We start from the raw sequence: 13,692 nt of genomic DNA, 5'->3' as shown, positions 1-13,692 counted from the left end.
GCGCGGCCCCGGTTTACTCAACGAAACCGGTCGACTTCCTGGCGCAACTGCGCCGCCAACCCTTCCAGCTCCTTGGCGGTAAAGGCCAGCTCATTGGCCACGTCACGCTGTTCGCTGTTGGCTTGGGCAATGCTCTGCAGGTTACGGCTTAGCACCGTTGCGGTGCTGCTTTGCTCCTGGGTGGCAGTGCTGATCACCGTGAACTGCTCACCCGCGACGCGGCTTTGCTCGTCAATACGCGCCAGCGCTTCAGCCACCTTGTCGTTGCGTGTCAGGCCTTCCTGCATCAGCTGGTTGCCCTGCTCCAGGGTGCTGATGGCATGGCCGGTCTGCTGCTGGATACTGGCGATCATCCCGGAGATTTCATCCGTCGCTTGACGCGTACGCGCCGCCAGGCCACGAACCTCGTCAGCCACCACGGCAAATCCACGGCCCTGCTCGCCCGCCCGCGCCGCTTCGATGGCCGCGTTGAGCGCCAACAGGTTGGTCTGTTCGGCAATGGCGGTAATCACCCCAACAATGCCACCGATTTCCTGGGAGCGTGCACCCAGTGTGTCCATCACCGTTGCAGTGCCACCCAGGGCCTCGGCGATCTGGCGCAACGAACTCGACGCTTCATCCATCGCGCTACGGCCGATGCGGGTCTGCTGGGCATTGTCACGGGCCATGCGCTCGGTGCCCGCCATGTTGTCAGCGATGTTCATCGAGGTAGCGCTGAACTCCTCTACCGCACCGGCCATGCTGGTGATTTCGCCGGACTGCTGGTCCATGCCTTCGCAGGCACCGGCCGACAGGCCAGACAGCGAGCGGGCACGGCTGCTGACTTGCTCGGAAGCCCCGCGAATGTGTTCGACCATGGTCGCCAACGCTTCGCCCATCTTGTTGAAGCTGCGTGCCAGTTGGCCGATCTCGTCATGGCTGGTCACGGCCAGGCGCGCGCTCAGGTCGCCTGCGCCCAGCGCCTCGGCCTGGCGCACCAGGTCATCCAACGGGCGCAACTTGCGGCGCAACAGCCACAGCGTGGCGGCCACTGCCAGCAGCATTGCCAGCAAACTGCCGATGGCCAGGCGCAAGCCAACGCTCCAGGTCACCGCACGGATCTCCTCCAGGGGCATGCTGGCGACTACCGTCCAGGGGCCTTCGGCAAAGGGTGCAGAAGCGCTGTACAGAGGCTGGTCGGCATTGGCTGGGGGTACCAGCCACTTGCCTTGCTCGTCGCGCAAGGCCAGCGACCCGGTATCGCCAATCCGGAAGCGCTTGAGGTTGGCGAACTGCGCGTTTTGCGCGTCGGTATAGTCAAAGCCAACGAACAGCACCGCGATCACCCGCCCGCTGCCATCGGTCACTGGCACATAACGGGTCATGTAGTTGCGCTCGAACAGCAGGGCACGGCCGACATAAGTCTGCCCCGCCATCAGTTTTGCGTAGGCCGGGTGCTGGCGGTCGAGCTGGGTGCCGATGGCCCGGCTGCCATCCTGTTTCTTCAGGTTGGTGCTGATGCGTACGAGGTCGTCGCCACTGCGCACGAACAGGGTCGCTACACCTGCGGTCAGCTGCTGAAATTCATCGACCTGGTGGAAGTCGTTGTTGAGCAGTTGATCACCCAGGTACAGCGCCGGTGTGGGCTGGCCGGCCACCTGCACGGTTTCACCGGCATGCAGCGACAGCCCCGAAGCGAAGCGGCGCTCGAACAGGCCGCTCAGGCGCTGGGTGTTGTCCTTGAGCGAACCATGGAAAGTGTCGAGCTGGTCGGCCAACAGCCGCGCCTCGCTGGCCAGGTGTTCCTGGCGAGTGATGAGGTTGGCGTCGTCCAGGGAACGCAGGGCGAACAAGGTACTGCCGGTAATCACCAGCGCCAGCACGATGGCGAGAGCGATACCAAGCTGCGAGGCGATTCGGGCACGCGGTTGAGACATGGGGAGCTCCTGGCAGGCGGCCCGGATCATCCTGATCACCCCGACCACCTGCTGTTATCAACGGAGAGTCGCGCCCTCTTCCGGGACGCTGGTGCAACTAGATCGGCGTCGCTGGCGAATACTTGAGTGTCGGGCCGGGATATTCGCAAACGTTTTCCACTGCTGCAGCGGCGCTAATCACTGGCAAGCTGGCCCCCACCGGCTGGACTGCCGGCAATAGAGCCGGCGCAGGCAATCAGACGGCCGGCAGTATTTGCACAGCCGGCAGGCTCACCGCCGCGGCCTCTTCCTGCAGAAATACACTCAACCGCCGCAACCGCTCCCCACCCGGCCGGGTTCTCGGCCAGACCAGGTAGTAATCCATGCCACTGGGCACCGCCGTCGGCCATGGCAGGCTCAAACGACCCTGCGCAACATCCTCGGCGACCATCAGCAGGTCACCCATGGATATCCCGTAGCCACGCGCCGCCGCAATCATCCCCAGCTCCAAGGTGTCGAACACCTGCCCACCCTTGAGTGAAACGCTGTCAGCCAGCCCCATGCGCTCCAGCCATTCTCGCCAGTCACGCTTGTCGGGGGTCGGGTGCAACAGCTCGATGCCGGCCAGCCTGCGCTCGTCCAAAGGGCCTTCCTTGAGCAGGTCGGGTGCGCCCACCGGGATCAGTAGCTCGGAAAACAGCCGGCGTACCTCCCAGTCCGGCGGAAAAGCGCCATCACTGAGCAATACCGCGCAGTCGAAAGGTTCCTGGTTGAAGTCCACGTGGTCGACATCCATCCAGGCGCTGGTCAACTGCACTTCATTGCCCGGCTGCAAGTGCCGGAACTGGCTCAGGCGCGCCAGCAGCCAGCGCATGGTCAGCGTCGACGGCGCCTTCATGCGCAGTATGTCGTCCTCACCGCGCAAGGTGTCGCACGCGCGCTCCAGCGCGGCAAAGCCCTCACGCACGCCGGGCAGCAGCACCCGGGCGGCCTCGGTCAATTGCAGGCTGCGGCCGCTGCGGATGAACAGGCGACAGGCAAAGTGCTCCTCCAAGGTACGGATGTGGCGGCTGACCGCACTCTGGGTGATCGACAGCTCCTGGCCGGCACGGGTGAACGAGCTGAGCCGGGCGGCGGCTTCGAATGCGCGCAGCGCATACAGCGCAGGCAGCTGACGGGACATATGGCACCTGCATACGGGGGCAGAAAGGGGATGCATGGAATCATATATGCATGAGTTCAACTCATGCCAATCATCGTTTTTATCCTTTTGTGCAAAGTTGACCGAAGCCTCAGAATCGTCCCTCGCTCACAGAGTCAGAAGGACCACCCCCATGCACGTCGCGCCCACTAAAGAACTCAAGGCTTTGCTGCGCCTGGCCGGGCCGCTGGTTGCCTCGCAGTTGGCGCACATGCTGATGGTGTTGACCGACACCCTGATGATGGCCCGCATCAGCCCCCAGGCCTTGGCCGGCGGTGGGCTGGGGGCTGCGAGCTATTCGTTCGTGTCGATCTTCTGCCTGGGGGTGATCGCTGCAGTCGGCACGCTGGTGGCGATCCGCAAGGGCGCCAATGACATCGAAGGCGCCACCCGGCTGGCGCAAAACGGTTTGTGGCTGGCCTGGGGGCTGGCGCTGGTGGCCGCGCTGGCGTTGTGGAACCTCAAACCGGTGTTGCTGCTGTTCGGCCAACAGCCTGAAAACGTCGCCTCGGCCACCGAATTCCTCACCCTCTTGCCACTGGCGCTGCCGGGCTACCTGACCTTCATGGCCCTGCGCGGTTTCACCAGCGCCTTGGGCCGCTCGACCCCGGTGATGGTCATCAGCCTGATCGGTACGGTGCTCAACTACCTGTTCAACGTCGCGCTGATCGAAGGCATGTTCGGCCTGCCCAAGCTTGGGCTGATGGGCATCGGCCTGGTCACCGCCGTTGTGTCCATGGGCATGGCCATCGCGCTGGCCTTGTACATCCGCTGGCACCCGGCCTATGCCGCCTACCCGCTGCGCAAGGGCCTGTCGCGCCCTTCGCTGCCGGCCTTGCGCGAGCTGTGGCGCCTGGGCTTGCCGATCGGGGGCACCTACATGGTGGAGGTCGGCCTGTTCGCGTTTGCCGCGCTGTGCATGGGTGTACTTGGCAGCACCGAGCTTGCGGCCCACCAGATTGCCCTGCAGATCGTTTCTACCGCATTCATGGTGCCGACCGGGCTTTCGTATGCGGTGACCATGCGCGTAGGGCTGTATTACGGTGCCGGCAACCTGCCGGCGGCGCGCAGTGCCGGGCGGGTAGGCATCAGCTTTGGCGCGCTGATCATGTTCGCCTTCGCGGCACTGTTCTGGCTGCGCCCGGAGATGCTGGTGAGCCTGTTCATCGATGGTAATGATCCAGCGTTTGCGCCGATCTACCAGCTGGCAGTGAGCTTGCTGATGGTGGCGGCCTGGTTCGAGCTGTTCGATGGTGTGCAGACCATCGCCATGGGTTCGATCCGCGGGTTGAAGGATGCCAAGACCACCTTCCTGATCGGCCTTTGCTGCTACTGGCTGGTCGGAGCGCCAAGTGCGTGGTTGCTGACCTTCAACCTGGGTGGCGGTGCAGTCGGTGTGTGGTGGGGGCTGGCATTGGGGCTGGCGTGTGCTTCGGTGGCGCTGACCCTGGCCTTTGAGTGGCGGATGAAGCGGATGCTGGGCAAGGCGGGAGCGGGTGCACAGGCTGCTGTTTCGGCCTGACTGCTGGGCCACATCGCCGGCAGGCCGGCTCCCTAAGGTAAAACACAGACCTGAAGAACCAGGCAGTCGCGGGGAGCTGGCTTGCCAGCGATACGGCGCTAGAGCACTTGCGTCAGCTTGCGCTCACACGCCTGCCGCAGGTACGCCACCAGCTCATCCACCGGCAGTGGCTTGCTGACCAGAAACCCCTGCACCTGGTCACAGCCGAACTCGCGTAGCAAGGCCATCTGCTCAGGGCTTTCAACGCCCTCGGCCACTACCTCGAGGTTGAGATTGTGCGCCAGGTTGATCATCGCGTGCACCAGCTTGCGGTTTTCCTCGCGCATCTCCATTTCGGCGACAAAGCTGCGATCGACCTTGAGCAAGGTGATCGGCAGGCTGTTCAGGTGCACGAAGGATGAGAAACCGGTGCCGAAATCGTCGAGCGAGAAGCGCACGCCAAGGCGCCCCAGAGCATCCATGGTCTGGCGGACCAGCTCATTGCGGCGCATCACCGCCGTTTCGGTCAGTTCGAACTCCAGCCAGCGGGCGTCGACGCCATGTTCGATGATCAGCCGGCTCAGGGTCGCCAGCAGCTGGCTGTCCTGGAACTGGCGAAAACTCAGGTTGACCGCCATGTGCAGGGGGGCCAGGCCGCTCTCGCGCAAGGCCTGCATGTCACGCAGGGCACGGGAGATAACCCAGTAGCCCAACGGCACGATCAACCCGCTCTGCTCGGCCAACGGCACGAACTCGCTCGGCGGCAACAGGCCGCGCTCGGCATGACGCCAGCGCACCAGCGCCTCAAGGCCGACGATGCTGCCATCGCCCAGGTTCAGCCGTGGCTGGTAGTGCAGCTCCAGCTCATCACGACGCAGGGCCCTGCGCAGTTCGCCTTCCAGGTCGGCGAGGCTGCGGGCGTTGCGGTTGATTCGCTCATTGAACACATGGAAGGTACAGCCCTGGCTGCTTTTGGCCTGGCGCATGGCGATATGTGCATGCCACATCAATGGGTCGGCGCCGCTTTGCGCGCGGGCATGGGCAAGGCCCAGGCTGCAGCCAAGCAACAGGCTTTCGCCGTCGATCCAGTAAGGCTCGGCCAGGGCTTCGACGATGCATTCGGCGATGCGTTCGGCGCGGCCGTTGTCGCGGCGGGTGTCGATCAGCAGGGCAAATTCATCACTGCCCAGGCGCGCCAGCTGGTCGCCGGCCGCCAGTTGCTGCTTCAGGCGTGACACCACCTGCAGGATCAGCCGATCGCCACCCTGGTGGCCGAGGGCATCGTTGACATGACGAAAGTTGTCCAGGTCCAGGTGCCCAAGGGCTACTCCGCGCCCGTCGTTCTCAGCCAGCCGGGCGGTCAGCAGGGCCTGGAAACCCTGGCGGTTGGCGATGCCCGTCAGCGGGTCCTGCTCGGCCAGGCGCTGCAAGGTGGCCACCAGCACGCCACGTTCGCGTACGTGGCGCAAGGAACGGCGAAGCGCATCGGTATTCAACTGGCTGCGCACCAGCCAGTCGCTGACGCCTGTGGGTGGGGTCAGCGGCTCCTCGTCCAGCAACAAGATGGTCGGCAGCTCGCAACGCCCCGGCGCAGGTTGCAGGGCCTGGGTGGCCAGGATCACGGCCTGGCGGTCTTGGCTGAACAGGCTGTCCACTGCAGCCCAGTTGGGCGCAGTCAGCAGTACCGCTGTACCGTTCAGCGGCAGCAGGCATTCGCGCAACAAGGCGGCCCATTCCGGCTCATCAGCCAACAACAGCAAACGCAAAGGTTCGACAGGCGTGGACAAGCGGGCTCCTTAAAGCGAGGACGGTGGCAAAAGGGTGGCCGGGTATGCTACTGGATAAATGAAAATGATTTTCACTTTTAGACACATCCTTGCCCACAGTGCGTCCCGACACATTTTGACGTGCATCCTGCTCGAAAGCGGTTAAACCAGCAAATACGATTTTTTCCATGAATAGCATGAGCCTGACTAATGCTATACGCGACACAAAGTCTGACTCAGACGTCAGACGGTCGCGCCACAATGGCCCCATGCCTGTTAGAATGCGCGGCTATTTTCTGGCGACCCCCGGTTTCTAGCATGTCCCGACTCAATCCCAGGCAACAGGAAGCCCGTGACTACGTCGGCGGCCCTCTTTTGGTGCTCGCCGGTGCAGGCTCCGGCAAGACCAGCGTGATCACGCGCAAGATTGCCCACCTGATCCAGAACTGCGGCATCCGTGCCCAGTACATCGTCGCGATGACCTTCACCAACAAGGCTGCGCGCGAGATGAAGGAGCGGGTCGCCACCCTGCTGCGCCCGGGGGAAGGCCGAGGCCTGACGGTGTGTACCTTCCACAACCTGGGCCTGAACATCATCCGCAAGGAGCACGACAAGCTGGGCTACAAGCCGGGCTTTTCGATCTTCGACGAGTCGGATATCAAGGCGCTGCTGTCGGACATCATGCAGAAGGAGTATTCCGGCGACGACGGCATCGACGAGATCAAGAACATGATCGGTGCCTGGAAGAATGACCTGATCCTGCCCGCCGAAGCCCTGGAAAAAGCGCGAAACCCGCGCGAGCAGACCGCCGCCATCGTCTACACCCATTACCAGCGCACGCTCAAGGCGTTCAACGCGGTGGACTTCGACGACCTGATCCTGCAGCCGGTCAAGCTGTTCCAGGAGCACCCCGAAGTGCTGGAGCGCTGGCAGAACCGCGTGCGCTACCTGCTGGTGGACGAATACCAGGACACCAACGCCAGCCAGTATCTGCTGGTGAAGATGCTGATCGGCATGCGCAACCAGTTCACCGTGGTGGGTGACGATGACCAGTCGATCTACGCCTGGCGTGGTGCGCGCCCCGAGAACCTGATGCTGCTCAAGGAAGACTACCCTTCCCTGAAAATCGTCATGCTCGAACAGAACTACCGCTCCACCAGCCGCATCCTGCGCTGCGCCAACGTGCTGATCGCCAACAACCCGCATGCCTTCGAGAAGCAGCTGTGGAGCGAGATGGGCGTGGGCGACGAGATCCGTGTGATCCGCTGCAAGAATGAGGACGCCGAGGCCGAGCGTGTGGCCATGGAAATCCTCACCCTGCACCTGCGCACCAACCGCCCTTACAGTGACTTCGCCATCCTCTACCGCGGTAACTACCAGGCCAAGCTGATCGAGCTGAAACTGCAGCACCATCAGGTGCCGTATCGCCTGTCGGGCGGCAACAGCTTCTTCGGCCGCCAGGAAGTCAAGGACCTGATGGCCTACCTGCGCTTGCTGGTGAACCCGGATGACGACAACGCCTACCTGCGGGTGATCAACGTACCGCGCCGCGAGATCGGCTCGACCACCCTGGAAAAGCTCGGCAACTACGCGACCGAACGGGGCGTGTCGATGTATGCCGCCAGCGAAGAACTGGGCTTGGGCGAGCATCTGGACGCGCGTTATACCGAGCGTCTGCAGCGTTTCAAGCATTGGCTCGACGGCGTGCGCCACAAAGTCGCCCTGGAAGACCCGATCGCAGCGCTGCACGAGATGATCCGCGACATCGACTATGAAAACTGGATTCGCCAGCAAACGGCCAGCGACAAAGCCGCCGAGTTCCGCATCAGCAACGTCTGGTTCCTGGTAGAAGCACTGAAGAACACCCTCGAGAAGGACGAAGAGGGTGACATGACCATCGAGGACGCCATCGGCAAGCTGGTGCTGCGTGACATGCTCGAGCGTCAGCAGGAAGAGGAAGAAAACGCCGAGGGGGTGCAGATGATGACCCTGCACGCGTCCAAAGGCCTGGAATTCCCGTACGTGTTCATCATGGGCATGGAGGAGGAAATCCTCCCCCACCGCTCGAGCATCGAAGCCGACACCATCGAAGAGGAACGCCGCCTGGCCTACGTGGGCATTACCCGCGCCCGCCAGACCCTGGCCTTCACCTTCGCTGCCAAACGCAAGCAGTATGGCGAAATCATCGACTGCACGCCCAGCCGGTTTCTCGACGAACTGCCGCCGGACGACCTGGCCTGGGAAGGCCTGGACGATGCGCCAGTGGAAGTCAAAGCCGCGCGTGGCAACAACGCACTGGCCGATATCCGGGCAATGCTCAAACGCTGATCAACCATTACTCTTTAACTCTGCCGCTCTTTGCGGCCACCTTTGCTACATCGGAGATACACAGTGGAAGCACTGCAGCAGAAGATTCGCGACGAAGGCATCGTGCTTTCCGATCAGGTTCTCAAAGTCGATGCGTTTCTCAACCACCAGATCGACCCTGCGCTGATGCAGCTGATCGGTGACGAATTCGCTCGCCTTTACGCCGATGCCGGTGTGACCAAGATCGTCACCATCGAAGCCTCGGGCATTGCGCCGGCGGTGATGACTGGCCTGAAGCTGGGCGTTCCGGTGATCTTCGCGCGCAAGCATCAGTCCCTGACCCTGACCGAAAACCTGCTGACGGCCTCGGTGTATTCCTTCACCAAGCAGACCGAAAACACCGTGGCCATCTCCCCGCGCCACCTCAACAGCAGCGACCGCGTGCTGGTGATCGATGACTTCCTGGCCAACGGCAAGGCCTCCCAGGCGCTGATCTCGATCATCAAGCAAGCCGGTGCCACCGTTGCCGGCCTGGGTATCGTCATCGAGAAATCGTTCCAGGGTGGCCGTGCCGAGCTGGATAGCCAAGGTTACCGCGTTGAATCCCTGGCCCGGGTGAAGTCGCTGGAAGGTGGCGTGGTCAGCTTCATCGATTGAGCCTGTACCGGCCTCATCGTCGGCAAGCCGGCTCCCAAAGGAGCTGGCGTGCCGGCAGTCCGCTGCAAAGCAGGCCCGTAATTATCGCGTAGCCGCCAACCCTGCCAAAACCAACCGCTGATACAGCTCTTCTTTCAGCCCTCGCGGCTCATCGAGCTGCATGCGCGCCAACTGCGCCGCATACCCCTCCGGCCCCGGCGCATCCAGCGCTGCCTTGCCCAGCTCCAGCACCTCGCTCAACCTGAACTTGCTTTTGAGCCAGCCCAGCGCCCGCAGCAAGTCCCGTTCCTCGGCAGTGAAATCAGTCCCCAACGGGTACTCAGGGAACAGCCGTGCATGCCGCGCCCTGATCTGCTCAAGTCGCTCAGGCGTGTTGTCGGTAAACCGCGCATCGAGTTGAAAGTCTTTTGCGAGCTTGCCTGCCTGCTTGGCCTGTTCGATCAGCTCGCCCTGGAATCTGGAGTCGGTGATTGCCAGTAGCCGGGCGATCACTTCGCTGTCGGTCTGCCCCCGCAAGTCGGCGATGCCGTACTCGGTCACCACGATGTCACGCAAGTGCCGGGGGATGGTGCAGTGGCCGTAGGCCCAGAGCAGGTTGGAGCTGACCTCGCCCCCCGCCTCACGCCAACTGCGCAGCAACAGGATGGATCGCCCGCCCTCCAGCGCGTGGCCCTGTGCGACGAAGTTGTACTGCCCGCCCACGCCGCTGAGCACGCGGCCATTTTCCAGCTGGTCGGCTACCCCCGCGCCGAGCAGGGTCATGGTGAACACTGTGTTGATGAAGCGGGCATCACGCCGCTGGCGGCGCTTCAGTTCTTCCTGGCCATACAGCTCGTTGATGAAGCTGATACGCGTCATGGCAAACTGCGCGCGCTGCTCCAGTGGCATCTCCCGCAAGCGTTGATAGAACGCCTGCGGGCCAAGGAAGAAGCCGCCATGTACCAGCACGCCTTGCTCGTCAGCCGGGCGCCGCACCACCCCGGCTTCGGCCAGCGCCAGCAGGCCGTTGACGAACATCTCACTGCACCCGTAGAGGCCTTGGGCGAACGCATCCAGCCCGCCCTCACGCTCGATCAGGGTGTGCCAGGGCCCTACATCCAGCTCACCCATCAATGCCCGATACCCAGGGTTGTCGCCTTGGCGCGCCAGCAACGCAGCGGTCACGGCATCACCCATGGCGCCAATGCCGATCTGCAGGGTGCCGCCATCGCGCACCAGGGTGCTGGCGTGCAGGCCGATACAATGGTCCTGGGTGGTTACCGGCATGTTCGGTGTGGAGAACAGCCGACGCTGTTCCACCTGATCGATCAGCAGGTCGAACGCCTCCATGCCCAACTCCGAATCGCCTGGCATGTAGGGCAGCTCGGCATGCACCTGGCCGAGCATGAGGATGGTTTCGCCGGCCTCGCGGCGCTTGGCGATCATCGGCAGCAGGTCGAGGGTGATGTCGGGGTTGCAGGCCAGGCTCAAGTGCACCGGCCTTTCCGGCGTGGCGGCGACCAATTGCGCGATCAGGTTCAGGCCCTTGGCGTTGATGTCGCGGGCTGCGTGGCTGTAATTGCTGCTGACGTAGTCTTGCTGCGCGCAATCACTGTGTAGCAGGCCGCCGGGCTGCATGAAGAACTGCTCGACGCGGATGTTCGGCGGCAGCTGGTCGTTGCGCAGGTCGGCCAGGTAGGTGAGTTCCTGGTAATCGGCGAACACACGCTCGACGAAGGGCTCGAGGAAACGTCGTTGCAGGCCGTCGCCCAAGGGTGGGCGGCCAAGCGACAAAGCCGTGTAGATCGTCAAGCGGCGCTCTGGCAGGTCACGCACCCGGGCGTACAACGCATTGACGAAGGCATTGGGTTTGCCAAGCCCCAGCGGCAGGCCCATGTGAATGTGGGCGGGCAAGCGTGACAAGACCTGCTCGACGGCCTGGTCGATGGAGCAGAGGTGCATCTTGGCCTCCTGAGTCTTCCGTAGGTTCAGGGGTTGGACAGGAATCGACAGCGGTTCGTTGCCTGCGCAAAGACAAAGCCCGCCATGGAAGGCGGGCTATCGGCAATTCAACGCTGGCTCAAAGCCCGGACATCTTCTGGATGGCGGCCTTGAGGTCTTCATCCGAGCAATCGGCGCAGGTGCCCTTGGGGGGCATGGCATTGATGCCGGTTATGGCCTTGGCAAGGATCCCATCGAGGCCGCCCTGGTGGTCGGCACGTTCTTTCCATGCGGCGGTATCGCCAATTTTCGGCGCGCCGAGCAGGCCGCTGCCATGGCAGGCGTTGCAATGCTTGGCGATGACTTCATCCGGTGTCTTGGCACCGCCACCGCCAGCCGAAGCGGCCACCTCCATGCCCTTGCATTCCTGGCCCTGGACGCACACCTGACCCACCGGCTCGAGGCGTTTGGCAATGTCATCATTGGTCGCAGCGGTTGCGCTCATTGCCCAAAGGGCGAATACGGCTGCTGGTACGGCCAGCATCTTCTTGATTTGGTTCACGCGAACACCCTCATGGTGGCTAATCACGCCCGCGGCCACGGTAATGCGAGCGTTGAAAAGTATAGCGGGAACCCACAAGCCGTGAAACGACCCTACTCAGGAAAGGGGTATTGCCGAATCAATGCACTGCGCTGGATCAAAAGTTCGAGGGCGTTGCCGCGCTGATCAGTCGGGCCGGCTCATCGAACGGGTTGCGAAAACGGTGCGGGCGGGTGCTTTCGAAGTAGTAGCTGTCACCTTCTTCGAGGATGAAGGTCTCGGTGCCTACCACCAGTTCCAGCCGGCCCTCCAGGAGGATGCCGGTCTCTTCGCCATCGTGGGTGAGCATCTCCGCTCCGGTGTCGGCACCCGGCGGGTAGACCTCGGTAAGAAAGGCGATCGCGCGGTTGGGATGCGACTTGCCTACCAGCTTCATGGTCACCGCGCCGTCGGAAATGTCGATCAGCTCGTGGGCCTTGTAGACAATCTGGGCCTGGCTTTGCGCTTCCAGTTCCACGGAGAAAAACTCGACCATGGACATGGGAATGCCGCTGAGCACCTTGCGCAGCGAACTGATCGAGGGGCTCACACTGTTCTTCTCGATCATCGAGATGGTGCTGTTGGTCACGCCCGCACGCTTGGCGAGTTCACGCTGGGACAGGCCCTTGAGCTTGCGGATGGCTTGCAGTCGTTCGCCGACGTCCAAAGCTGGAGCCTCCTGAAACGGTGAGATGGCGGGGTGAATGTGAACGATATCATGGCAATGCCGTTCAGTATTTACAACACACCGCCCCTCAGGCTGTCCGCTTCAGCGTGTCATTCGCCGACGTAGTCCAGTGGCACGCGTTTGAGGTTGCAGAAGATCTGGTAGGGGATGGTCCCTGCGTGCATGGCGACGTCACTGGCCAACACGTGCTTGCCCCACAGCTCGACCGGGCTGCCGATGGTCGCTTCGGGCACGTCGGTCAGGTCGATGCACAGCATGTCCATGGAAACCCGGCCAATCAGCTGGCTGCGCTTGCCGGCGACCATCACCGGGGTACCGGTCGGGGCCTGGCGGGGGTAGCCATCGGCATAGCCCATGGCAACGACACCCACCCGGGTGGGGCGTTGGCTGATGAACTTGGCGCCATAGCCTACGGGCTCGCCAGCGGGCAGTTCCCGCACGCTGATCACCTGCGATTGCAGGGTCATTACCGGCTGCAGGCGCTCGGCCTGGGCTTGCGCCACGTCGAACGGGGTTGCGCCATACAGCATGATGCCAGGGCGCACCCAGTCGCTGGGGGCATGAGGCCAGGCGAGCACGCCGGGCGAGTTGCGCAGGCTGCATTCGGCAGCCAGCCCCTGGCGGGCGGCCTCGAACACGGCAATCTGCTGCTCAGTGGCGTCGGCATCCAGTTCATCGGCACGGGCGAAATGGCTCATCAGCACGATGCGCGCAACCTTGCCGCTGGCCAGCAGGCGCTGGTAAGCGTCGTGATAGTCCTTGGGGTGCAGGCCGACACGGTGCATGCCGCTGTCGAGCTTGAGCCAAACGGTCAATGGCTTATGCACGGGGGTATTTTCGATGGCCTCCAGCTGCCACAGCGAGTGCACCACGCACCACAGGTCATGCTCGGCGATCAGGGAAAGCTCGCTGGCTTGGAAAAAGCCTTCGAGCAGCAGCATCGGCGCCTTGATGCCTGCCGCACGCAACTCCAGCGCCTCTTCGATGCACGCCACGGCAAAGCCATCGGCTTCGGCTTCCAGTGCAAGGGCGCAACGCACGGCACCGTGGCCATAGGCGTCGGCCTTGATCACGGCGAGGGCTTTGGCGCCGGTCAGTTCACGGGCAAGGCGGTAGTTGTGACGCAGGGCTTGGAGGTCGATCAGGGCGCGGGCGGGACGCATGGCGGCAGCCTTAT

The 13,692-nt window shown here is 63.0% G+C and carries 11 protein-coding genes and 1 pseudogene; 3 read left to right on the top strand and 9 right to left on the bottom strand.

The annotated features are described in order from the left end of the window. Positions 1–17 precede the first annotated feature (17 nt). The 3 genes and pseudogenes from OSW16_RS26990 to OSW16_RS01035 form a co-directional block, all read right to left on the bottom strand. Entirely contained in the window at positions 18–704 is a 687-nt protein-coding gene (locus tag OSW16_RS26990) for a methyl-accepting chemotaxis protein (protein WP_418942223.1), read from the bottom strand. A gap of 219 nt (positions 705–923) precedes the next feature. Then, positions 924–1,916, bottom strand: a pseudogene (locus tag OSW16_RS26985) (Cache 3/Cache 2 fusion domain-containing protein); the annotation flags it as partial. A 235-nt stretch (positions 1,917–2,151) separates the two neighbouring features. After that, positions 2,152–3,078, bottom strand: coding sequence for a LysR substrate-binding domain-containing protein (locus tag OSW16_RS01035; RefSeq protein WP_267820081.1), 927 nt, complete (start codon positions 3,076–3,078; stop codon positions 2,152–2,154). Between the two features lie 151 nt (positions 3,079–3,229). Here OSW16_RS01035 and OSW16_RS01030 point away from each other — a divergent pair, with 151 nt between their 5' ends. Further along, entirely contained in the window at positions 3,230–4,618 is a 1,389-nt protein-coding gene (locus OSW16_RS01030) for a NorM family multidrug efflux MATE transporter (RefSeq protein ID WP_241804954.1), read from the top strand. A gap of 98 nt (positions 4,619–4,716) precedes the next feature. Here OSW16_RS01030 and OSW16_RS01025 read toward each other — a convergent pair whose 3' ends face one another. Continuing rightward, complete coding sequence (locus tag OSW16_RS01025; protein ID WP_267820079.1) at positions 4,717–6,384, bottom strand: putative bifunctional diguanylate cyclase/phosphodiesterase; 1,668 nt, start codon at positions 6,382–6,384, stop codon at positions 4,717–4,719. Then, positions 6,341–6,553: a hypothetical protein gene (locus OSW16_RS01020; RefSeq protein WP_267820077.1), complete on the bottom strand. Its 213-nt coding sequence runs from the start codon at positions 6,551–6,553 to the stop codon at positions 6,341–6,343. The genes OSW16_RS01025 and OSW16_RS01020 overlap by 44 nt, the downstream gene beginning before the upstream one ends. A gap of 128 nt (positions 6,554–6,681) precedes the next feature. On the opposite strand from OSW16_RS01020, the gene rep reads away from it, so the two are divergent. Both rep and OSW16_RS01010 read left to right on the top strand, forming a co-directional pair. Then, positions 6,682–8,691: a DNA helicase Rep gene (gene rep, locus OSW16_RS01015; protein ID WP_241804952.1), complete on the top strand. Its 2,010-nt coding sequence runs from the start codon at positions 6,682–6,684 to the stop codon at positions 8,689–8,691. Positions 8,692–8,754: 63 nt separating this feature from the next. Next, positions 8,755–9,327, top strand: coding sequence for a xanthine phosphoribosyltransferase (locus OSW16_RS01010; protein WP_241804951.1), 573 nt, complete (start codon positions 8,755–8,757; stop codon positions 9,325–9,327). 81 nt (positions 9,328–9,408) lie between these two features. Here OSW16_RS01010 and OSW16_RS01005 read toward each other — a convergent pair whose 3' ends face one another. From OSW16_RS01005 to alr, 4 genes are all read right to left on the bottom strand, one after another. Further along, a complete protein-coding gene (locus tag OSW16_RS01005; RefSeq protein WP_267820074.1) occupies positions 9,409–11,268 on the bottom strand; it encodes an acetyl-CoA hydrolase/transferase C-terminal domain-containing protein in 1,860 nt (619 codons plus the stop codon). Positions 11,269–11,386: 118 nt separating this feature from the next. Then, positions 11,387–11,791, bottom strand: a complete 405-nt coding sequence (locus OSW16_RS01000) for a c-type cytochrome (protein ID WP_267824149.1) — start codon at positions 11,789–11,791, stop codon at positions 11,387–11,389. 154 nt (positions 11,792–11,945) lie between these two features. Continuing rightward, positions 11,946–12,494, bottom strand: coding sequence for a cupin domain-containing protein (locus OSW16_RS00995; RefSeq protein WP_241804949.1), 549 nt, complete (start codon positions 12,492–12,494; stop codon positions 11,946–11,948). 110 nt (positions 12,495–12,604) lie between these two features. After that, positions 12,605–13,678 carry an alanine racemase gene (gene alr / locus OSW16_RS00990; RefSeq protein WP_267820072.1) on the bottom strand — a complete coding sequence of 358 codons (1,074 nt, stop codon included), beginning with the start codon at positions 13,676–13,678 and terminating at the stop codon, positions 12,605–12,607. Between the last annotated feature and the right edge of the window lie 14 nt (positions 13,679–13,692).

This window comes from Pseudomonas putida (assembly GCF_026625125.1).
Lineage (GTDB): Bacteria > Pseudomonadota > Gammaproteobacteria > Pseudomonadales > Pseudomonadaceae > Aquipseudomonas > Aquipseudomonas putida_X.
The sequence above is the reverse complement of the archived record's forward strand: the minus strand, read 5'-3'. Positions and strand labels throughout refer to the sequence as shown.